This is a genomic window from Enterobacter sp. 302C9, assembly GCF_034106085.1.
GTDB classification, from domain to species: Bacteria; Pseudomonadota; Gammaproteobacteria; order Enterobacterales; family Enterobacteriaceae; genus Enterobacter; species Enterobacter asburiae_B.
Genome location: NZ_JAWNBW010000002.1, coordinates 151,731 through 173,519 on the forward strand (window position 1 = coordinate 151,731; position 21,789 = coordinate 173,519).

The following is a 21,789-nucleotide window of genomic DNA, read 5'->3' on the forward strand; positions in this document are numbered from 1 at the left end:
CCCCTATAATTGCTTACATCGTTGTCTGGATTTTAGTGTTCTTTCTCTATCGATTAAGCGCCCGCGCGTCGAGTTTTTAGTATTCCCTCTATGTCCTTGATCACCATGGACATGCTCATTGAACTTGTCGGGATGGTTATGATTTTTCAAGAAAACAATATTCCTCGGATCACCTTGCCATTTAGAACCAAGTGTACCATTACCTTCTACCGAGTTGATATGATGCCCAGTATAGCCTGCCCGTGACATCACGGAGGTAAGACTTTTGTTCGGAGTCTTCAATATTAAATCTCTCTCTTGCGCAGTCCAATTCCTGGTGCCAGCCCCGCCATCCTGCAATAAGGCTTTTTCTTGCACCCATGCCCTAGAGATAGCAGAGCTTCTAGCTCCGTTTTGAGCAGAAAGAGAATCGTGTGGGCGGTAGCGAATCAGATCTTCAGGAGTCAACCCCCACGGATCCACCCACCCCAGCGCATTCGGCGCATACTGGTAAAGGTTTATCCCCCCCGCCAGTCCTATCGGGTCCTGCTGCGTAAACCGCCCGCAGTCAGGGTCGTAATACCGGAAGAGATTGTAGTGCAGCCCTGTCTCACGGTCCAGGTATTGCCCCTGCATGCGCAGGTTCTGAGAATATCCTGATACCTGCGTCTCGCTTTCCCGCAGCAGCTTGCCCCAGGCGCTGTTCACTCCTTCCCAGCGCACCTGCCCTTCGATATCCGTCATCCGCTCCGGCGTGCCGTTGGGCTGGCAGTGGAACCAGAAGATCTCCGGAGCATTAACGCCATCAATACGCGCCAGCGGATCGTAGCTGTCCTGATCGCTGTAGACGTAGGTGAGCGGCACATCCCCGTGCACCTCCTGCAGCAGGCGGAACCCTTCCCAGACAAACCGGGTTGTGACCGGCTTGCCGGTTGGCTTTCCGCCCAGTATCTGGCGTCGCGTTTTGCTGATGCGTCGCCCGAGCGGATCGTAGCGGAAGCTGACCTGCGTCTGCGGCTTGTTGCGGTCCCGCGGCTGGCTGATGACTTCCGTCAGACGATGCTCACCGTCGTAGCGGTAGTGCCAGCGGGTCTGGCCGTTATCTTTTTCCACGGTGCGGCCGTGGATGTCATAACGCCAGCGAATGCCGCTCAGCTGCGTCAGGCGGTTGTACGTGACGTTCTCAGCAGCCCCTTCCAGCGGGTTACCGGCAGCGTCCCAGCGCCACTGCTCCTGTCCGGGCAGCGTGCCGTCCTGAACGAGCAGGCGCCCGGCGCTGTCGTACTGCCAGCGGTACCAGCTGAACGGGTTATCGTCCCGCTCTTCCCGCACCAGGTTATTGCGGTAGTCGTAATCCCAGCGGCGGGACCAGCGGCGCGGCGACGGGCGCTGCGCATTGCCGGTAAAGACGTCCCGGCGATGCAGTCGCCCAAGACGATCGTATTCGCTGCGGGTGGTCAGCAGCCCCTGAGTGCGGCTGGTCTCCCGGTGGAGTTCGTCGCGGGTAAAGTCGGAGACCGACAGCTTATCGAGAGCAATGCTGAGCAGATGCCCGCTGCCGTAGTAAAACTGCTTGAGCTCGCGGCCATCGGGAAGCGTGATAGAGGTGCGGTTGCCCAGCGCGTCATACTCCCACGCCAGCTCGCCGTGCTCGCCCGCCTCGCGCGTCACGCGACCAAGCGCGTCATACTCAAAGGCCAGCTCCTGCTCTGCCGCGGTGGTCCACGCGTCGGCTGAAAGCGCAGGATGAAGCCCTATCCGGCTTAACAGCCCGGAGGGAGTGTAGTGGTAGCGTGTCTGCCCCTCCGGCGTGGTACGGGCGACCAGCTGGCCGCTCGCGCTCCAGGCGAAGGCATGGGTGATGGCCTCAGGATGACCGGCGGCAAACGTGCGTGCTATCGTGCGTCCGCAGGCGTCATAGCGATACTGCGAGGCTACGCCATCGAGCCCCACCTCTTCCAGCAGCAGCGAGTCCGCGCCCCAGCGGAACTGATACGCTTCGCCGTTTTCGTTTTCCAGGGCAATCAGACGCCCGCGGCTGTCCCAGCGGCGACGGACCTCTTCCCCCTGGGTATTACGCGTCGCGGTTAATCGCCCTGCCTCATCGTATCTGAACTCACTCTCTTTACCGTCGGCGCCCGCATGCTTCACCGGCAGGCCGCGTTCGTTCCATTTGAGCGATTCCGTCCAGCCTTCCGGGCGATCGAGCTGCACCGGACGCCCTGCGGCGTCGTAGCGATATCGCGTCTCTTCCCCGTCGGCGCCAGTCTCGGCCACCAGCCAGCCCAGCGGATGGTAGCGGTAGAGGGTAATACGCCCGGAACAGTCCGTCGAACGAACGATCTGCCCGGCCTCGTTGTACTCCTGGTAGCGGCTGTTTCCTGCGGCATCGACCTCTTCAACGACCTGGCCGAACTTGTCCCGGCGCAGCTGCGTGGTCTGCCCCATCGGGTCCACCACGCGCTTAAGCCCGTGATGTTCGTCGTACCAGAACCGGGTGGCGCTGCCGTCGGCTTCAATAATGGCCGCAGGAAGCGCGCGGTGTTCCAGCCAGGCGGTGGTGCGGGTATTGCCGTCGGCGTCGATCTCCTGAACCCGGTTGCCCATTTCGTCGTAGACGAAGGTAACGGCATTGCCGAGCGGATCGATGCGTCGCGTCAGAAGCTCGTTCTCGTTCCACTCGTAGCGCCAGTTTTCACCGCGCTCGTCAACGTAGCGGACAATCAGATTCTGCGCGTTCCAGTAGTGGCGGCGCGTCTGGCCGTCGTAGTGCTCAACGGTCGTCAACCCGGCGGCTAAATCGTAGCTAAAGCGGCAGCCGTCGCCGGTGCTGGTGCGGTTTTCCACCACGCGCCAGTGATCGAATTTTTTCCAGCGGTATTCGCTCTCCAGACCGCCCGGCATCCGGTGCCAGACCATCAGCCCGTGCTCGTTATAGCGGTATTCACGCGTCACCACGCCGGAGGCATCCGTCGCGCTCGCCAGCTGGCCGCGCGCGTCGTAGCCCCACTGCATCAGCGGCCAGGCCTGGCTGCCGTCAAAATGGCTGGCAGCGGTAACGCGCTGCGGGAAACGTTCATCGTCATAGCGCAGGGTGACGTCTATCGCCCGCGGCTCGTCGTGAAGGCCGACCAGCCTGCCGTGCTCGTCCCACTCCGTCAGCAGCACGTTGCCGTATTCGTCGCTGAGGGAGGCCAGACGCAGGATAGATGGATTCGCCCGGGTCGGTTTATACAGACGCCACACCGCGCCGTCATCGTCGGCAATCGCCACGTCGCCGCTCTCATTGCGGCGGATAATGATGCCTTCGCTGATGCTGTAAAACGCGCGGTCGACAGGCGGCAGCTCGAAGCTCAGCTCGCGCCCGGTTTCGTCGAACCAGGTGGCGTTGTTGTCTTCCAGCGCCAGATAACTGTCAAAGGTGGTTGCCCAGCCCAGACCGAACAGCCCTTCCCGGGTGGTCAGGCTGTTATAGCTGCGCTGCCAGCGAAGCGGAAAGCGCCCTGGCAGCGAGAAATCGAGCTCGTCGTCGTCATTCAGCACCTTCACGCCAGTGGCGGCGTGAACCGGGTGCGAGGAGCCAAACACGGCATTCACCGCCATATCGGCCAGCATCCCGCCGCCGGCCGCCGCCAGCGCGCAGGGCATGTTTTTCAGGATCTTGCCCGGACGCCCGCGCAGCAGGGAGAGCGCAATCATCCCCAGCGCCAGACCCGGCGTTTTACCGCTTTTGATATCGCGGACCATGAGCGTGTCGCCGCCGATGATCACGTTCGGGGAGACGTCGTCGGAAACGGTGCCTTCGCAGGTGGTGCGATCTTTGGCACGCACCGCGGGCTGCCCGTTGATGAAGACGCTTTTAGAGCCTTCCGCCAGATACTGCGGCCCGGAGTGCTTTTCGCACGCCACCTTGTCCTCTTCCAGCGGCGAGGTTCCCGCGGCGGCAGAGGCCACGCTCGGCTGCCACATTTCGCTGCCAAACTGACCGGCGGCGGATAGCAGCATGCCCGCGTAATCGGCAAAGCTGCCCGGCGACTGCGGCTCGGGGGACGGTGTATCGGCGGGCGTCAGCGTGCCTGCCGCGCGCGCGGCGGGGATTGCGTTGGTGAGAACGTTACTGGAACCGGTAGTGATTTTACCCGCAGGCGACGGCGGGAAAAGCGCATTACCTAACCCCTCAGCGGCGTTGCTGATATCGTCGGTGATCCCCGCGACGTTCGCCAGCACGCCACCGATAATTCCGCTTAACAGACAGCTGGATCCAATTGCCGCCACGCCCGCTGCGGCCGCCCCTGCGCCCAGCAATGGCGCCGCTACGGTTGCAGCTGCGCCTACCGCCGCGCCGATCACCGCATAGGCGGCACCCTCCGCCACAATGCTGGTGATGTCAGCAAAAATGCTGGAGTGAATAATCTCGTCGCCCTTACGGGCCGCGTTGTTATCGCTCATGCCTTACACATTCCGGTTGTCGTTTAGCGTCAGACTCTGCTTAAGCGCGCTCCAGCGCACCTCGTCCTCTTCGGTGAATGCCCTGAGTGCCGAGAGGGTAAAAATCATCAATACCGGTTTGCCCGGCGTCTGCACGGCCAGCTGTTTTTGCCACAGGCGCTGCCCGTTACGGTCAAAGGTGGTTTCAACTTCCAGCCCGTTAATTTTTCCGTCAGGCCCGGCTTTTACCTTCCGGAATTCGCTCTGGGCAATTTCGCCCATCTGCGGACGCAGCACATCCCACTGGCGATGGAACTCTTGTTCATAGTCGCTGCCATCGGGGATAACGCCGCGGCTGACCACCACGGACAGCCCGCTTTCGTCATCGCGAATAATGTTCATGCTGTTATCCTGCCAGGCAGCAGGAAAAAGGGAAAACGAACCTTCCTGGAGGGTGTATTTCATAAGTGAACTCGGGATGATTAATATTGTGAAAAACAAAAAGGCCAATCCATGCTGGCCCTCTGGCTGGCTGTTTTATTATTTACGCCATTGACCTGACTGTTCGACTAAAACCTGGCTGCCTTTGCTGACAGCCAATTTCGCAGGTGCATACGTCACGGTGTAAGCGATATCGCCATTCTTGTACGTTGAGCCGATTATTTTACCTGCGGAGTCGTGCAACGTTTTTCCCTTTAAGGAGATCGTACTGTTATCACTTTTGCGCACGCCAAGGTAAACCATCTGGTCACATTCGCTATCAAAATGGCCGCACCTGTTAATCAGAGAAATAGCGAACTTTTCGGTATCCAGTTTTCTGGTTTCAGCGTTATGAACCGAAGCGGCTTTATGTAACGTATAACGCTGCGGAGCATAATAATGTCCATTTTGAGGAGGAGTAGCTAAACGCCATTCCATTTCATCCCCCTTTATTTCCAGAACAGCACGTCCGCCTGGGCCGCCAAACGATGAGTTGAATTTAATATTGGCACGATTGCCAGCGATGGTACCGCTAAGATTACGCTCATCATCTTCCGGGCAATCTATGCGGTTTCCTTTCTGGGATATATAGCAATAAGACCCGGTGATACGGTTGCCTGATTCAGCTAACCGCAGGGTTAACGTCGAGTCGTGCCCGAATTCGCCAGACCACTCCCCGTCAAACGCAAGTTCTGACTGGCTGTTCGTTGCAAAATGCATCGCATCAAATCTGGCAGCCCACTGCTGAATATCGGCATTAATAACCGGGCTATTATCTGAAGACTGGTAATGAATAACGTCCGACTCCGGAACCACCCAGGCCGCAAAGATTTTGCCGTCAGGATCGATAACCAGCGCTGACGCGTTCTCCAGATAGAGATCTTTTAGCCAGCCTTCAACAAACAATCCGCCACCTGCGGTGGTATGCGGTTCACCGAAGACATCAAAGTTATCAATAAAGATCTGGTAATGATTTCCCAGCAACGTCCTGAGATTGTCTGTCACTTCGCTGTCGTTAACGATGCGGCTAACCGTTTCGAGCTTATTGTATTGCGATAATTCAAGCGCCGATGACGTTTCAACAACGCCAGCCAATAAAGCCGTGAACAATACGGCTGCCAGATATTTTTTGGTCATAAATCACTCTGAAGAACCATTTTCGTAATTCATGGTTATTTTCACAACCTTACTGTCTTTAACCTCAAAAGAGAGCAATTTCTTACCCAATTCATAGGAAATCCACTGCTCCCCGGAATCATTTTCAACCTGGCCATCGCCGTATGCATTGTTCAGTGCTCTGATTGTTGAACCCACATGAACTCCACGCGGCGTTAAAATATCTGAGGCAGTCAGCGTAATCTGGGAGACGATATAATCATCAACGCTTCTTTCTGCTTTATCCCACCAGAGATTGGAAGTGAATATTTCTAAACCAGCCTTTTGATGCTGGAAGAACTTATATTGGGTTCCGTCAAAAGGAACCTCACCGACAAAATGGCCTTCAAGCGGCACGTCAATTTTACGGGCAATATCAGGAGTCCATCTGTCGCCTAATGCGACAGGCTGGCCTTTGACCTTGACGGAAAGATCCTGTTTTGTCAGAACGGGCGGCATAGCTTCTGCCAAAACCGCATTGCTGCTCAGACAGGTAAACATCAGGGCAGAACAAAGAAATGTCGGAGTGTGTTTTTTCACATTAGTTGTCATTCAATGAATATTTATTGCGCTTCTCACCACTGGAAACACCGCCAGGACTTGGAAGCAGCGTTTCTTATTCGGCGCTTATGACGACTGAACCCAGACAGTCAGGATTTTTCACGGTGAAACTGAAGCTCACCTTTTGTCCATTCATATCTTTTGGCGCTGTATAACTGGTCACTTCGTTCTCAGAGCGGCCTCGTGGATAATCAGTTAACGTCAGTTGCGGATAATGCTTTTTAACGGTATCGAGAGTGATGCACTGGCCGGACGGTGAAAAATTCAGTAACGGTGCCATACCGTCACTTTCTTTACTTAAACGTAAATCAATTGCAGTAATGTTCGTTCCATCCGCCAGTTTGATATCGTCGGCATTGTAGAAATTGATATATTCATTCTGTTTCGTTAGCCTGAATGACAACGGAGCGTTATCCAGACTGTTAACGGACAACGTTTTGAGTGATGCGCTCATTTTTGCAATGAACTGCCAAAGATCCTGTTTCTGCATGTTACCTCCTGCCATTCCCGTCGTTAATAAAGCCGCAAGCACCGCACACGTTTTTAGACTATGGATAATTTTTATCATACCAACCGCCATAATAATCTTCGTAATATTGCCCCGTGGTGGACGTTTGTTCGCCTTTGCCAAAGATACGGCCTATCTGCGTACGCGCTTCACTTTCCTTTATAGCCCCACGTTCGAGAGAATCATAGATACGATTATATTGTGTCTGATTTACCGGATTGCCCGCAATACCGATATCCCCACCCTTGTTGGCTATGATTTCGCGTTGGACCCGGATATTGTTTAACGTTGCAGCGCCTTCATCACTGAGTGTGCTGTTGAGATAGGCGTCGCGCGAAGAAAAATCAATGTTGGGTTCATATAAAGCGTGACCACTTTCATGTGACAGAGACTGAACAACCGCATTCGGATTACCGAGCTCGTTTTTATCAACGGTAATAACTCGCTTTTGACGATTGGCAAACGTCCCCTTACCTGCTTCACCTTCTTCAAATGTCCAGCCTCGTTTCTTTAACGTAGCTATGTCATTTTTCATGGTCGGTGATTTATCGACAAGACTATCTACATCCTTGCCATATCCGCTTGAAGGCACACCTGATGATGGGGGTGTTGCAGTTTTAGAGGTTTCGGCAGGCGCGCTTGCAGCCGCACCTGCCTTATTCTCCTTTCCCGGCGTAAATTTCGCCTGCACCGCCGCATCAATATCCCCTTTATGCCCCGATCCCGGTGCCGTTGTGCCCGGCTTGGTGCCAGAGGTATTCAGATGCAGCTTACCGCCCGTGGTGATATACCCATCCCCTTCCACGAAGAAGTTAAACTCTTTGCCGATCAGGTTAATCTTGCCGTTGGCATTCAGCTCAATGGCGCTTTCACCTGAGACCAGCCGCAGCTTCGTCCCGGAAGCAATCACATACTGCTCCACCGCCGCATCCAGCTTGCCTTTCCCCGTCAGGATCTCGGTTCCACCTTTCACGGCCTGAGTCTGGTTCGCTTCCACGCGATGCAGTTCATTTTTCTTCACGTAATGGCTGCGCGCCCCGCCGACGCTGTGCGTTTCATCGTTTTTAACGCTGGTGTCCATGTTGCGCTCGGCCTGGATCCACACCTGCTCTGCGCCCGCTTTATCCTCAAACCGCAGGGCGTTGGCATTGTCGACGGAACCGTCTTTCGTGCGGCTCATAAAGCCCATCTGCGTCGCGGCGGCAGGCAGCGCCCACGGCGGCATGCTCGCGTCGTTGTACACGCGACCGGTAATAATCGGACGGTCCGGATCGCCGTTGATAAAGTCCACCACCACCTCATCGCCGACGCGCGGAATTTGCACCCCGCCGTAGCCCTGGCCCGCCCACGCGCTCGACACGCGCACCCAGCAGGAGCTGGTGTCATCGCCCTTCGCCAGGCGGTCCCAGTGGAACTTCACCTTCACGCGGCCGTATTTGTCCGTCCAGATACTCTCGCCCTTCGGCCCCACTACTTTCGCGGTCTGCGGGCCGTAGGTGCGCGGCCACGCCGTGGTCTGCGCCGGACGGTAGACCACCGCCGACGGGATGACCGTAAAATCGGTGCGGTGAATGGTTTCACCCTCGCCGCTGGCGTAGCGGTTCTCTTCGAAGTGATAACCCGCCGCCGTCACCAGATACTCGCCGTTGTCGCTGAAGAACGGCGCGTTGGTTAAGGTGAAGGTGTGCCCGGGCGCAATCCCCGCCGCCGTGGCGGTGGCCTGAATCTGCTGATGCTCCACCTGCCAGCGTTCCTGACGGATGCGGGCATAGAACTCCCCGTGGCCTTTGTCCACAAAGCGACCCGGCCAGTCGTACACGTCGATGCTGCCCGGCTTCGGCGACGCCGGGTTCTGCTGGGCCTGGAACAGCCACGCGTTCGGCTTGCGGAAGTCATAGTCGTCGAGGCTGTAAATCCCCGGCGTCACGCTGTCCTCCAGCGCCCACTGGCTGATGCCCTCTTCGTCCGTACTGCCGCCTGACGGCGTCTGGTGGTAAGGAATGACCTCATAACCGCTGAACGGCTGATGCTGCGTGGCGGCGTCGGTGAGCACCAGGGTGTGTTTGTCCGCCTCGTGGCTGAAGTGATAGGCAATCCCCTCCAGCTCCATCAGGCGGCTGATGAAGTCCAGGCTCGACTCCTGATACTGCACGCAGTAATCCCACACCCGGTAGCTGCCGGTGAGCTTATCCTCAACGTTGACCTGATGCTCGCCAAGCAGGGTTTTGACAATCTGCGGCACCGTCTGCCCCTGGAAGATACGCAGGTTACGGTCGCGCTTCATCGGCCACAGGTCCGGCTCAACCGTCAGCTGGTACACCGCATAGCGGGTGCCCGTCAGCTCGACGGCGCTGACCGCCACGCGGGTAATCTTGCCGTTAACATAGCGTGACGTCAGCAGGTTCTGCGTCGGGATGGTCACCGTGACCGCCTGGCCCAGCAGCTTGCTGCGATCGATGCGCGCGTCCGTGCCGAGCACGGTCAGCGTCAGCGCGAACGACTCGGACATCGCCTCGCGGCCCGTCAGTTTCCAGAACAGAAGCCCCTCCACCGGGAGCTGAACGGTAATTCGGTTGAGCATAATCTTTATTCCATCTAGCTTATGCGATTCAGAAAAGAGGTTCGCATCTGTGACTGAGCGTAATTCTAAGGGTTCACCAGCCAGGTGCCCGGCTTGGTGATATCCAGCGTCTGGCCACGCGTTCTTCCGTTGCCCTGGAGTTCAATCTTCACCTCACCGGCCGGCAGCTTGAGCGATGCATAGCCGTTGGTCGCCGGACGCAGCGCTTTTGGCTCGCCGTTCACTTTCAGCGTTTCGCCGTCGAGGATGCGGATATAGACCAGCGCAACAGGGCTCTCCACAGGCGGCGGAGTCTGCTGGGCCGTCGCCTGCTCGTTAACCTTCGCCGTTTCCGGCTTCATGTCCGGCGCGTTTGCGGCGGTTTCAGTCGGACGCGTCTCTGCGGGTGCCTGTGCAGCCTGCTCGGGAGCATCGTTACCGCCGCTGAACAGCATCGCCCCGGCGACAATACCCACCAGCACGCCTGCGGCAACCATGCCAGGGATCTTGTAGCGGCGCCAGTCGAGCAGCGAAGCCGGTTTTTCGTCTTCGACCGGAACCAGCATCGTGCCGGGCTTTTTCGCCGTCAGCACGTCGTTGATCCCTGCGACCGGCATCTCTATCAGCGCGGCGAACTCGTCGATTGACTGCGGACGGTCCTCCATGTGCAGCGCCAGCGCGCGGTCGATGGCCTGCAGCAGCGGAATGGAATAGCCCTGCGGCATGATTTCCACCAGCGGTTTGCAGGTATCCTGAATCGAGCGCACCACGCTGACCGGCGGCGGAGACCCCACAATCAGGGTACGCAGCACCGCGCCGAGGGCGTAAATATCCGTCCACGGGCCCTGCTCGCTTTCGTTGTCGTCGGTGTACTGCTCGATCGGCGCAAAGCCCGGGCGCAGCATGGTTTCCGTTTCGTCGGAAAGGTTACCGATGGTGCGGCGCGCGGAGCCGAAATCAAGCAGCACCGGCAGGCCGTTATCCTGGATCTGAATGTTATCCAGCGAGATGTCGCGGTGCAGATAGCCTTCGTTGTGGATGGTCTTGATCGCACCGAACAGCATCGGCAGCGTGCGGCGGATCCAGGCCTCGTTGATCAGCTCCGGCTTTTCCTCGCGCAGGCGCGAAAGCGTGGTCCCGCTGTAAAACAGCGTCCCCATGTAGGCCGTGTCGTTTTGCACCCAGAAACGCAGGACGTGCAGCAGGTTCGGGTGGTTAAAGCGCGCCAGCAGACGCGCCTCCTGAATAAAGCTGTTCAGGCCTGCGGAAAACGCTTTGCCAAAACGCTCGCTGCGCAGCACAAGGGTCATGTCGTCGCCGCGCACGGCGAGCGAGGAAGGCATAAATTCTTTGATAGCGATAGTGCGTTCGAGCTGGTGATCCCACGCGCGATAGACGATGCCAAAACCGCCGCCGCCGATCACCTCTTTGATTTCAAACTCGTTGAAGCGGTACCCGACCGGGAGCGCGTTTGGGACAGTCCGATTGTTATCATTATCCGTCATCTTTTACAGTTCTCTTGATGATTATTACGCGGCAAACTGACAGTGAAACTCGCCCTGCTCGCAGGTGACGTGCAGACGTCGGTACTGCTCGTCGCTGCGGCTGGCGGTAAGTAAGATCTGGCTCATCTGAGGCAGCAAGGTGTTGGTCAGAATAGCATCCACCATGCGACCGCCGGACTCCACCTCGGTACAGCGCTGAACAATCTGTTCCACTACGCTGTCGTCAAATTCAGAAATAATGCTGTGATTCTCTTCCAGACGACGCTGAATGCGCTTGAGCTGCAGGCGAACAATCTGCCCCAGCATCTCGTCGCTGAGCGGGTAGTACGGCACCACCAGCAGGCGGCCCAGCAGCGCCGGTGGGAAGACCTCCAGCAGCGGCTGGCGCAGGGCGCCGCTTAACGCGTCAGGCTCCGGCATCAGCTCCGGATCGGCGCACATGGCGCTAATCAGGTCGGTGCCGACGTTGGAGGTCAGAATAATGATGGTGTTCCGGAAATCGATGTGGCGCCCCTCGCCGTCTTCCATCCAGCCTTTATCAAAGACCTGGAAGAAGATCTCGTGGACGTCCGGGTGCGCTTTTTCAATTTCGTCCAGCAGCACCACGCTGTACGGGCGGCGGCGCACGGCCTCGGTCAACACGCCGCCTTCACCATACCCTACGTACCCCGGAGGCGCACCTTTTAAGGTGGAAACGGTGTGCGCTTCCTGGAACTCACTCATGTTGATGGTGATAACGTTCTGCTCGCCGCCGTAGAGGGATTCCGCGAGCGCCAGCGCGGTTTCGGTTTTACCGACCCCGGACGGGCCGCACAGCATAAAGACGCCCACCGGTTTGTTCGGATCGTCGAGCTTCGCCCGCGAGGTTTTCACGCGGCGGGCAATGAGATCCAGACCGTGACGCTGGCCGATAACGCGCTGGTTCAGCGTGTCGGCGAGGTTGAGTACCGCGTCGATCTCGTTTTTCACCATCCGGCCCAGCGGGATCCCGGTCCAGTCAGAGACCACCGCGGCAACCACGTTTTCATCCACCGCCGCAAACAGCAGCGGCTCATCGCCCTGCAGGGCGTTCAGCGCCTGCTGCTGTTCCGCCAGCTGGCCGCGCAGCTCGGCGCTATCGTCATCGCCCGCCGCGAACAGCGCCGCGCGCAGGCGGATAATCTCCTGCACCAGGCTGCGCTCTTCTTCCCAGCGCTGGGCCAGGGCTTCGCGTTTTGTCTCATACGCGTCGCGTTCGGCGAGTAAAGCGGTCACGCGCTCGGCGTCGCCGGCTCCCACGCGCGCTTCGCGCTCAGCGATCTCAATCTCCACGTCCAGCGCGGCAAGGTGGCGCAGGCAGTCTTCCAGCTGCGCAGGCGGCGCGCTCTGGCTGACCGCAACGCGGGCGCAGGCGGTGTCGAGCAGCGCAACGGCTTTATCCGGCAGCTGACGCGCCGGGATGTAACGATGCGACAGCTTCACCGCCGCGCTGACCGCTTCGTCGAGCAGCAGCACCTGGTGGTGCGTCTCCAGCGGCGACACGGTGCTGCGCAGCATCAGAATGGCTTTCGCTTCGTCCGGCTCGTGGACCTGCACCGTCTGGAAACGACGGGTCAGCGCCGGGTCTTTCTCGATGTATTTTTTGTATTCCGCCCAGGTGGTGGCGCCGATGGTGCGCAGCTGACCTCGCGCCAGCGCGGGCTTCAGCAGGTTCGCCGCATCGCCGGTCCCCTGCTGGCCGCCTGCGCCAATCAGGGTGTGGATCTCATCGATAAACAGAATGATTGGCGTGGCGCTGGACTGGACTTCGTTAATGAGCGCCTGCAGACGGGCTTCAAACTCGCCTTTCATGCCTGCGCCAGCCTGCAGCATGCCGATATCCAGCAGCCACAGCTGAATATTTTGCAGCGGCTCCGGAACGTCGCCGTCGGCAATACGCAGCGCCAGCCCTTCCACCACCGCCGTTTTCCCGACCCCGGCTTCCCCGGTCAGCAGCGGGTTGTTCTGGCGGCGACGCATCAGGATATCCACCATCTGGCGGATCTCCTCGTCGCGCCCGACAACCGGGTCAATCTTCCCTTCGCGGGCGCGGGCAGTCAGGTCCTGGCCGTACTGGGCCAGCGTCCCCTGCGCCGCCGGTACCGTACCCGCCGGTGCGTCTGCGGCGGCAGCGGCCTGCTGCGTTTCTTTGCTATTGGCGCAAATCGCGTCGAACTGCTCAATCAGCACCTCGACGTTCAGGCGGGTGAACTGCGACGAGATGCTTTTCAGCACGTTGGCCAGATTCCAGGTTTTCAGCATGCCGATCAGCAAATGACCGCCGCGAATACGGCTGACGCCAAACTTCAGCGATCCAAACACCCAGGCGCGCTCCACGGCGCTGTCGATATGCTCGGAGAGATCGGAAACGGAACTGGCGCCACGCGGAAGGACATCCAGCGCGGCCACGATATCGCGGGTCAGCTGCTGTTCATCGAGGGCAAAGTGGCGGATGACCTGCTGCAGATCGCCATCCTGCTGCTGCATCAGCTGATGCAGCCAGTGCACCAGCTCAACGTACGGGTTGCCGCGCAGCTTGCAGAACGCAGTGGCGCTTTCCAGAGAGGTAAATAACAGCGTATCCAGTTTGCCGAAAAGCACGGCACGGCTAATTTCTGACATGTTAGTTTCCATTAACAATGATTCGGTATACGGAAGGATTACCGCTCTGCGCGATACACCAGATCGCCACGCGGGACAGGCTGCGGCTGAAGGCCCAGCCAGGTGTTATAGCCTAATCGCCCATTGCTGCCGAGCGTGGTGCCCTGCACCGCGTCTTCACGCAGGATCACCCGCGTTTCCCATTCAAACTCCACCCCGGCGTACTGACGCACCCAGTCGCGCAGCTCGGTGACCCAGGCTTCACCCGGCAGAAAACGGTTGTACTCCTCCGCGCTCAGCGGGCCAATTTCGATGCGAAACTTATGCTGCACGTCGCGGACGGCAACGCCGAGAAAGGCGGATTCCCCCATGCGCGGCATGCGGCGCCCTGCTCCCAGCTGCGCCTGCTCGCGCGTGGAAAGCGGCATCCACTGCGGCACGTTGCTCACCAGCTTAACCGGCGCTTTAAAATAGTTGCGCAGGATCTTCTCCAGCCCCTCCGGATCCCGCCCGTGCCGGGTCAGGTGTCCGGCGTGGGTAAAGCGGGCATGAGAGCTCAGGCTGCCTTTGTTCATCTGTCCCGGCTGGCCCATGCCAATCAGCGACGCCAGATAGCCCTCAAAGCGCCTGTTATCAGCGCGATCGAGGGAGACGGTGGGTTGCGCATCCGCCCAGGCGCGGTAAAACAGCAGCGCCAGGCGATGATGGAACAGGTCGGCAAACGCGCTGAGGCTGGTGTCCTGATGATGATAAATTCGCTCGCGGGCGTATTCGGTCATATGGACCGGCAGCGGGCCGTTCGGGCCAAACAGGCCGAAACTGAGGATAGACACCTCGTGCAGCCCGCTTTCCTCCCGCTGGCGGACCTGAGCCAGCGTCGACGGCGCAAAACTCATCGACGGCTGCTGGCCGATGCGCAGCGGCTCAAATTTCGGCAGCGGCGCGCGTCCCAGCGGGTAGCGTTCGCCGCCCTGGGCATCAATGCGCCTTAACAGCTGAAACAGGTCGTAGCGCCAGGGCGTCTCGCGAACCCCTTGCCAGAACGCGTCCGGCAGCCGGGTCAGGCGATGCACGCGCAGCGGTGCAGTGGCAGCGTCACTCATATCAGCGCCCTTTTACCCATGCGCGGCGCCCAGTAGCCAATCTCGCCGCGCTGCTGACTTTTCAGGGTGAACTCCGTAAAGCTGTTGATGGACACCAGGCGGGCAAAGAGACGTTCCATCACGCTGCCAAAAAGCCACGGACTGGCGCCGGAAAAGGCACGCTCATCGACCGTCAGGGTGATGCCGATCCCGCGGGCGAAAACGACCGGGCCGGGTTCAGGCACGCGGCGGTGAACCGGCTCCAGCACGCAGTGGCGTACCCCTTCCACCTGACGCGCAACGGGCGTTTCTGCCAGGTTGGCGTACAGCCCTAACAGCTGGCGCAGCGCGGCCGCGCCGTCTTCGTTTTCGCTGTCCATCAGGCTGAGGTAGTTCATCTGCAGCTGGCTGATGAGCCGCCAGGTGCTGAACCCTTCTGCCAGCGCCGGACGCGGCGGCGTCGGGCCTTTGCGCAGGGTGAGGGATTTCACCGGCATGGAGTCGGCCATAATGAACTGCCCGAGCTCCTGCTGCAGCATCAGCGGCAGATCGCGGCTGGTGCAGAGCACCTCGGCAGAGATATAGCGCAGGTTGTCCTGCCACGGGGCGTGCTGTTCATCCACCAGCGAAACAAACACCTCCGAGCCGATATAGCCGGTGCGCGTGCCGTAGCGCAGGGCGTGCTCGGACAGCACGCGCTGTTCGCGGCGCAGGGAAAAATAGGCCCCGTAGTTGCCCGCATCGCCGCTCCAGGTGCTCCAGAATGGACGAAACGTCTGGTCATCGCGCTGGCCGTCCGCGCTGCCATAGATTTTTTTGACCGCGTAAATTTCATAATCCAGCGGACGGATATTATCGACCACCAGATGGTATTCATGCTGGCCTTCATTCAGCTTCTGACGCGCCGCGACCTTGGGAAACAGGTTGATGACCGGGGTACAGTGCAGCGCCAGATGGCTGGCATCGACCACGCGCTCCAGCTGTTCATCCGACTTATCCAGCAGAATGAAGATGTCGAAGGCTTTTTCGCCTTCACAGCGTTCGATAAGCGTGCCCAGACCGCTCAGGCTAATGAAGCGGAAGCGGGCCGGAAAGGCGAAATACTCCTGCAGCAGGCGATAGCCGTCAAAGTTGCGCAGATCGTCCGGAAGCAGGGCCTGGTCAGGCTCAAAGCCTTCCTGGCGCAGCGCGTCCGACGCCAGCAGCTGTCGCTGCGGCTGCGGGCTGACCGTCTGGCAGACGATCCCGGCGTGATGCTCCATCACCAGCTCCAGCAGCTTCAGCGCTTCAATGTCCGGACCGCCGAGGAAAAATTCCAGACGGTCGAAATCCAGGTGCCCGAGGTTTTGCGGGCCGTCGCAGGCGATGCGGATCCTTAAGGCGCTGCCGATCCCCCGCTGGCTCAGCCCCAGCTGCGCCAGCGGCAGATCGGCGGGCACGCCGCCCAGCTCGACCTTGTCGATTTTCAGCGGCAGCAGGTTGACCTCGTGCGCCGTGGTATAGCTGCAGGTCACGCCGGTTTTTTTCAGCGCCAGGCTGTCCATCATGGTACCGCGCGGCACGATAAAGCCCTTGCTCAGGTCGCCCCGGCTGCTGTCGGGCTCAATCTCCGCAATCGCCATCGACGGCGTGGGCGCGAGATAGTTAGGGGCAATCATCTCCAGCAGACGCTGGGAGAAGCGCGGAAACTCAGCGTCCATTTTCATCTGCACGCGGGAGGTCAGGAAGGCGAAGCCCTCCATCAGACGTTCGGTATACGGGTCCGCCACTTCGATGCCGCGCATGCCCAGCCGTCCGGCGACCTTAGGATAGCGTTCGGCAAACTCGGCCCCCATTTCGCGCAGGTAGGCCAGCTCGCGGTTGTAGTATTCGAGCAGTTTACTTTCCATGATTACCCCGCATCTTTCAGTTCAAAATGGCCGTTTTCCAGATCGACATCGGTACGAAACAGAAACTCCAGCGGGTACGGCACACACCATAAACGCCCTTTGATCTCGATGGAGAGCACGTTGTGCAGATCCAGCGAGGAGGTATCCGACACGCAGCGGACCTGCAGCCCCTGCGGTAAAATGCGCGGCTCAAAATTGATGATGGCCTCGGTGAGCTTGCGCTGAATGTCGTGCCATTCGATATCCGACATTCTTTTCCCGGCCAGCGGCGCGACGCCGAAGTTGACCACCGAGCGCTTCACGTGCGGCAAGGCGCTCAAATCGCCGGAGGCATCGTGGTTGATGGTGTTAAACAGCCACTGCAGATCGCGCAGGACGTTGCGGCGCAGGGCGGCGTGGGTGATCAGATTGCTGTTGGCCGACTCGCGCTTTTTTTCCGGCTCATTATCGGTGAGACGATCCAGCAGCGAGGGCTGCATTTTGTCGCGCGCCCCCACCTTCTCCTGCTTGCTGCGGGCTTGCCAGCCGCTGCGCAGCAGATCGCCTTCGCCAGCGGGATTACTCATCGGCTCCATCCGTCGCAAACGTCACGAGGCTTAAGCACAGCAGCGGGTATTCGCTTTGCTCGCTCAGCCAGGCCTTCTGGCCCCTGCCTTCGTAAAGAGTGCCGTCTTCGTCGAGCGGCTGCCATTCGGTGGTGCGGCCCAGCCTGACCGCATCAGTGGCATCGGCAGCAAACGGGTAACGCGCCGGGATCTGACACACCTGCTCCGTACCGTCGGTCAGGCGCACCAGCGCGTGACGCCAGACCAGATCGGTCACGCTGGCGGGCGCCTGGAAACGGATCTCCGCGATGGCGCTGAACGGCAGCCAGAAATAACGGCCGTTCACGATGGTTTCGCAGACCGGGCCGAGACGGGCATCGCCGTCCATCAGCCAGTCAAACGCCTGCGTCTCCTCGTTTTCGAGGATAATCTGGCCGGGGATGGCTTCAGCCCGATCGAGGCCGTCAAGACGCAGCGCCCGGGCGCGCTCGCCCTCCTCGCTCAGCGCCGCGGCCAGGGTCGTCAGCCACGGCCACTGGGTTTCAGGCATAGCCGGACGCGCCTGTCCCGCCATCACCTGCGCGCGCTGCAGCTCGCCCTGAATGGATTGCTCCAGCAGCGTGACGGTGGGTTTCGCCTGAGGCTTCAGCGCCAGCCAGCTTTTCAGCTGGGTCAGCGCGCGCGTCCAGTTGCCGCTGAGGGTTAAAAACTGCACGAACGCGGCGCGGAGATCGGCATCCGCCGGACGGGCTTTGATTTCAGCTTCAAGGCGCGCCAGCGCGTCGCTGAGCGACTCGCCCGCCAGGTGTTGATAGAGCGTATTCATAGCCACTCCTTAATTCGCCGCGCGCCATGCGCCGACGGCCGGATCGCGCAGCTGAGGACGCAGGGTGTCAATCAGGACGATATTCAACGGCGTGCCGGGTGCGACCCAGGCGCTCCAGGTTTTTTTCACCGCCGCAATACGCGCCTGCAGTTTTGCATCGTCGCTGGCGATTTCACGGGAAATCTCCACCGCTACGGTGCCGTTGCTTTTCCAGCTGTTCAGGGCGCTATCGTAAGGCAGGATCATCCAGCTCTGGTCGCTGTTTGGCGTGCTGAACACCATGCGCTCTTTGTTGACGGAGGTGATCAGCGCGTTTTCAGGATCGGCGCTTTGATTCAGACCCGTCACCGGGAAGCCGTGGATATACGTCACCGCCATCTCTTTCTGTCCGCCGTTGCGGGACTGTGAAACCACGGTGTGTCCACTCAGCCAGCTGCCGTTACCGCAGCGGGTGGTGTCAGAATCCGGAATAAAGAGCGCCGGAGCGGAAGCGCCCCCTTCCCAGAAGGTGCGAAGGTGGCAGCCGTCCTGCAGGGTGAATTCCTGCCACGGCGTACGGTCAGCCGCGACGGTGCGGGAAGCCACGTTCTGGTCCGGCGGCAGCAGCGCGCCGCTGGTTGGGGTTGCGGTCACGGTCGCAGCAGGCGCGGCCTGGTCCTGTTTCACCACCAGCGCCCAGTCCTGCGCTTTGCCTGCCGTACCCTGCGCCAGCGTGGTACCCGCCGGATCGTTGAGCGTCCAGCTAAGCTTATTCACTTTGCTGCACTGGTGTTCCAGCAGGGAGCCAAGACGCGGCACAAAGTTCTCCAGCACGGAGACGTCCTTCTTGCCGTTCGCCACAATGCGCAGCGCCACCTCAGGCTTACACCAGCTCTGCGGCGTGTTGTCTTTAATGTTGTCGATCCAGATATCCAGCTTCTGCGCAGGCGACTGCACGATGCGGAAATTCTCAGCCTGCGCGGTGGAGGTGACCGCCAGAAGTGCCAAACCCGATAGCCAAAGTTTCATATCGTTCCTTGTGTGTCTAATCAGTTCCGCAGGGAAGAAATTGCGCTGCGTCAGAGAGGGTGTGCAGCAAAGTGGTGTCCTGAGGGTTGCCCATCCATACCGCCAGGGCAGTATAGTTATCCTGAGCATTCCCCTCCTGTTCGCCATTCTTTTGAATGATTTGGTTCATTAAGGTCAGCCACTCCTGCGGCGTATTGACCATATGCAGCGACTGCTTCATTTGCTCTTCGCTAACGCCGTGCCAGAACCCGTCGGTGCAGAGTAAGAATGCATCGCCGTCTTCAACCTGCACCACGTCGCTGTAGCTCGCTTCCGGCCCGCCGTTTTCAATTCCCAGCGCCAGATAGAGCAGGTTGCTGTTCAGGTTGTCGGTCTGGTGCCCGGCGTCTTTCATCTGCTGCACCAGGCTGTGGTCGGTGGTCACATGCCACAGCCATCCCCGGCGAAACAGGTACAGGCGGCTGTCTCCGGCGTGCGCCCAGTAGGCCAGGCCGTAATCACGGTCAATGAACAGGCTGACCAGCGTCGTGCCCATCCGGCGATAGTCCTGAACGGCCTGCTGTTCGCTGAGGATGGTGCGGTTAGCCGTCTGCACGTAGTCGCGGATATGCTGCGCATTAAGATGTTTGTCGCCATCGAAGCGGGAGATAATGCTGTTGCGGGCCAGCTCTGCAGCCACCTCACCGCCCGGCAGGCCCGCGATGCCGTCGCAGACGACAAAGCAGGCTGAACGTTCCCCTATGGTTTCTCCCGTCTGATCCTGGTTGCTGGCGCGCGTCCCCTGGCGGGAGAGAGAAGCCGTTGCGATATTCATTTGTCTTCCGATCCGCTCTGTGAGTCTTTGTACTGATTCACCTCCATGTCGTACGCATGAAGGAAGGCCTCGCCGAACAGGGTGTGGAAATCATCCTCAATCTCGCCAGCCGTTTCGCCATAGCTGCGCACAAAATAGTCCCACAGGGCGGCTTTGCGGCTGCCCGGCAGCGCCAGACGCGAGGTCATCCCGTTCTGCTTCGCCTGCTCTTCCAGCTGTTCCGGGTTAAAGGACTGCAGCATCGCGGCAATGATGGCGCGGATACCGGAGATCATGCCCAGCTGGTGCGCCTGCAGGTCGATCAGCGCGTCGCGCACGGATTTGGTCGGCGGCATAAAGCCCGGCATCGGGGTGCCGAACATCTGGATCAGCACGGTTTTGCCGGTCGGCAACAGCTTGAACGGGTTGTTGGCATCGTCCAGCACCATGGTCATATCGGCCTTCACGCCGCGCTTGAGGATGGAGCGCGAGGAGAGCAGCGCCACGGTCCCCTGAGAGAACATGCCGAGGATCTGCCCGAGCTGACGCATATTTTCACGATCAAACTGCGGGACGGGCTGCATTTCGCTCAGCCCCATGCCTTCCAGCAGCGCCTCCAGCAGCTCGCCCTGCAGCACTTCGCCCTTCTCACCGCTGTTTGCCGTAGCGCTTGGGGCGGCGGCGTTATTGACCGGGTCAATGCGCAGGCGGCCCTTCGGGGCCTGAGCGCTGCTGCGCGCAACGGCCTGTGGCGTTGGCATAGTGAAGCCTGCGTAATCCGGCCGCGCGGGCTCTTCTTCAGCACGCGGTTCTTCCTGCGGCTCAGGGGCGAACAGCGGAGAATCGGCCAGCACGTCCTCTTCCTGCTCGGGTTCCGGCACTGGCGCAGGCTTTTCGGCAATAATGTCATCCGGATGGGTTAATGGCGCGCCGCCCATCAGCCCGAGCGGGTCGTCATTACGCGCGGCTGGCGCGCTGGCCTTACCGCCAAACAGGGCCAGCGGATCGAGCTCGTCCGTCGCCTCGTCTTCTGGCTTCACGGGGCTATTCTCGCCCGGCGGCACCAGCGTTGACGGGGTGACGTCGTCAAAAATACTCTCTTTTTTGAACAACGCTTCGTCGCTGAACAGCGTGTCCGGGTCGACATTCTTACGCTCGAGCTTTGGATCGCTGTCGTTAAACATCGCCAGCGGATCTTCCGCGTTACGCTCCGGGGCCGCAGGCTGGGAGAACGGATCGTGCGATGGAGCAGGCTGCGGTTTTGTACGATTGCTGGAGATGCTGTCAGAGATGGAGAACTCCTGCATCAGGCTATCCCAGATCTCCGTTGGCACGGCGGTTGGCTCGGCCTTCCCGCGCGGTGCGGCACTCGCCGGCTTCGGTTGCGCAGCGGGCGCGGATGCGGCTGCCGGACGCGCCTGCTGATGCATACTGGCCGCCATACGGCTCACGGGCTGCGTATCGTGGATCAGTTCGGTCACTTCGATGCGGTAGTCATCAATACCGAGAATGTCGCCATCCTGCAGCTCAACCTGACGCCCTCGCTCCAGCGGAATGTCATTTAATACCACGCGGGTGACGCTGCCACGGTTGGTCACGCGGCATTCGCCCTGGGCGTCAACGTGAACAATGGCCTGCAGACGAGAGATGGTGCGGTCATTGTCCGGCAACACCAGATTGTTATCCGTACCGCGCCCAATGGTGCCGCCCGGGGCGTAAAAATCACAGCTGCTTTGCGGCGGCTGATGACCGGGTTTCGTAGAAATAATCGTGAATCGCATGGCGTATTCCTGCTGGTATGATTAGCGCTCAAACGCTGCCGCTCTCGGGGCGAGAACGGCGGCGTTTGAG

Annotated in this window: 15 protein-coding genes; all 15 read right to left on the reverse strand. The window is 59.6% G+C overall.

Going from position 1 to position 21,789, the window contains the following annotated elements:
* Positions 1–3 precede the first annotated feature (3 nt).
* Positions 4–4,428: an RHS repeat-associated core domain-containing protein gene (locus UR289_RS06475; RefSeq protein ID WP_320709485.1), complete on the reverse strand. Its 4,425-nt coding sequence runs from the start codon at positions 4,426–4,428 to the stop codon at positions 4–6.
* 3 nt (positions 4,429–4,431) lie between these two features.
* Positions 4,432–4,872, reverse strand: coding sequence for a DcrB-related protein (locus UR289_RS06480; RefSeq protein ID WP_033145782.1), 441 nt, complete (start codon positions 4,870–4,872; stop codon positions 4,432–4,434).
* A gap of 75 nt (positions 4,873–4,947) precedes the next feature.
* Positions 4,948–6,024 carry a hypothetical protein gene (locus tag UR289_RS06485; RefSeq protein WP_214538478.1) on the reverse strand — a complete coding sequence of 359 codons (1,077 nt, stop codon included), beginning with the start codon at positions 6,022–6,024 and terminating at the stop codon, positions 4,948–4,950.
* A gap of 3 nt (positions 6,025–6,027) precedes the next feature.
* Entirely contained in the window at positions 6,028–6,582 is a 555-nt protein-coding gene (locus UR289_RS06490; RefSeq protein ID WP_224435102.1) for a hypothetical protein, read from the reverse strand.
* Between the two features lie 76 nt (positions 6,583–6,658).
* Complete coding sequence (locus tag UR289_RS06495; RefSeq protein WP_232937791.1) at positions 6,659–7,093, reverse strand: hypothetical protein; 435 nt, start codon at positions 7,091–7,093, stop codon at positions 6,659–6,661.
* A 58-nt stretch (positions 7,094–7,151) separates the two neighbouring features.
* Positions 7,152–9,692, reverse strand: a complete 2,541-nt coding sequence (locus tag UR289_RS06500) for a type VI secretion system Vgr family protein (protein WP_320709487.1) — start codon at positions 9,690–9,692, stop codon at positions 7,152–7,154.
* A gap of 65 nt (positions 9,693–9,757) precedes the next feature.
* Entirely contained in the window at positions 9,758–11,176 is a 1,419-nt protein-coding gene (locus tag UR289_RS06505; protein ID WP_320709488.1) for a serine/threonine-protein kinase, read from the reverse strand.
* Positions 11,177–11,200: 24 nt separating this feature from the next.
* The gene (tssH, locus tag UR289_RS06510) at positions 11,201–13,816 is read right to left on the reverse strand and encodes a type VI secretion system ATPase TssH (RefSeq protein WP_320709490.1); all 2,616 of its coding nucleotides are present in this window, start codon (positions 13,814–13,816) and stop codon (positions 11,201–11,203) included.
* A 38-nt stretch (positions 13,817–13,854) separates the two neighbouring features.
* Positions 13,855–14,898, reverse strand: coding sequence for a type VI secretion system baseplate subunit TssG (gene tssG / locus UR289_RS06515; RefSeq protein WP_181593309.1), 1,044 nt, complete (start codon positions 14,896–14,898; stop codon positions 13,855–13,857).
* Positions 14,895–16,766: a type VI secretion system baseplate subunit TssF gene (tssF, locus tag UR289_RS06520; RefSeq protein WP_033145788.1), complete on the reverse strand. Its 1,872-nt coding sequence runs from the start codon at positions 16,764–16,766 to the stop codon at positions 14,895–14,897. Before tssF ends, tssG begins: the two co-directional genes overlap by 4 nt.
* Before the next feature lie 2 nt (positions 16,767–16,768).
* Complete coding sequence (gene tssE, locus UR289_RS06525; protein ID WP_033145789.1) at positions 16,769–17,332, reverse strand: type VI secretion system baseplate subunit TssE; 564 nt, start codon at positions 17,330–17,332, stop codon at positions 16,769–16,771.
* Positions 17,325–18,137, reverse strand: a complete 813-nt coding sequence (locus tag UR289_RS06530; protein WP_213729619.1) for a type VI secretion system accessory protein TagJ — start codon at positions 18,135–18,137, stop codon at positions 17,325–17,327. Before UR289_RS06530 ends, tssE begins: the two co-directional genes overlap by 8 nt.
* Before the next feature lie 9 nt (positions 18,138–18,146).
* Entirely contained in the window at positions 18,147–19,145 is a 999-nt protein-coding gene (locus UR289_RS06535; protein ID WP_033145791.1) for a hypothetical protein, read from the reverse strand.
* Positions 19,146–19,161: 16 nt separating this feature from the next.
* Complete coding sequence (locus tag UR289_RS06540) at positions 19,162–19,959, reverse strand: PP2C family protein-serine/threonine phosphatase (RefSeq protein WP_014884226.1); 798 nt, start codon at positions 19,957–19,959, stop codon at positions 19,162–19,164.
* A complete protein-coding gene (tagH, locus tag UR289_RS06545; protein ID WP_320709496.1) occupies positions 19,956–21,719 on the reverse strand; it encodes a type VI secretion system-associated FHA domain protein TagH in 1,764 nt (587 codons plus the stop codon). The genes UR289_RS06540 and tagH overlap by 4 nt, the downstream gene beginning before the upstream one ends.
* Between the last annotated feature and the right edge of the window lie 70 nt (positions 21,720–21,789).

Bases quoted from the DNA above. Each gene is read 5' to 3' on its own strand.
- tssG (WP_181593309.1), bottom strand. From the start codon at position 14,898: ATGAGTGACGCTGCCACTGCACCGCTGCGCGTGCATCGCCTGACCCGG.
- UR289_RS06505 (WP_320709488.1), bottom strand. From the start codon at position 11,176: ATGACGGATAATGATAACAATCGGACTGTCCCAAACGCGCTCCCGGTC.
- tagH (WP_320709496.1), bottom strand. From the start codon at position 21,719: ATGCGATTCACGATTATTTCTACGAAACCCGGTCATCAGCCGCCGCAA.
- UR289_RS06540 (WP_014884226.1), bottom strand. From the start codon at position 19,959: ATGAATATCGCAACGGCTTCTCTCTCCCGCCAGGGGACGCGCGCCAGC.
- UR289_RS06485 (WP_214538478.1), bottom strand. From the start codon at position 6,024: ATGACCAAAAAATATCTGGCAGCCGTATTGTTCACGGCTTTATTGGCT.
- UR289_RS06535 (WP_033145791.1), bottom strand. From the start codon at position 19,145: ATGAAACTTTGGCTATCGGGTTTGGCACTTCTGGCGGTCACCTCCACC.
- tssE (WP_033145789.1), bottom strand. From the start codon at position 17,332: ATGAGTAATCCCGCTGGCGAAGGCGATCTGCTGCGCAGCGGCTGGCAA.
- tssF (WP_033145788.1), bottom strand. From the start codon at position 16,766: ATGGAAAGTAAACTGCTCGAATACTACAACCGCGAGCTGGCCTACCTG.
- UR289_RS06475 (WP_320709485.1), bottom strand. From the start codon at position 4,428: ATGAGCGATAACAACGCGGCCCGTAAGGGCGACGAGATTATTCACTCC.
- UR289_RS06500 (WP_320709487.1), bottom strand. From the start codon at position 9,692: ATGCTCAACCGAATTACCGTTCAGCTCCCGGTGGAGGGGCTTCTGTTC.
- tssH (WP_320709490.1), bottom strand. From the start codon at position 13,816: ATGTCAGAAATTAGCCGTGCCGTGCTTTTCGGCAAACTGGATACGCTG.
- UR289_RS06480 (WP_033145782.1), bottom strand. From the start codon at position 4,872: ATGAAATACACCCTCCAGGAAGGTTCGTTTTCCCTTTTTCCTGCTGCC.
- UR289_RS06530 (WP_213729619.1), bottom strand. From the start codon at position 18,137: ATGAATACGCTCTATCAACACCTGGCGGGCGAGTCGCTCAGCGACGCG.
- UR289_RS06495 (WP_232937791.1), bottom strand. From the start codon at position 7,093: ATGCAGAAACAGGATCTTTGGCAGTTCATTGCAAAAATGAGCGCATCA.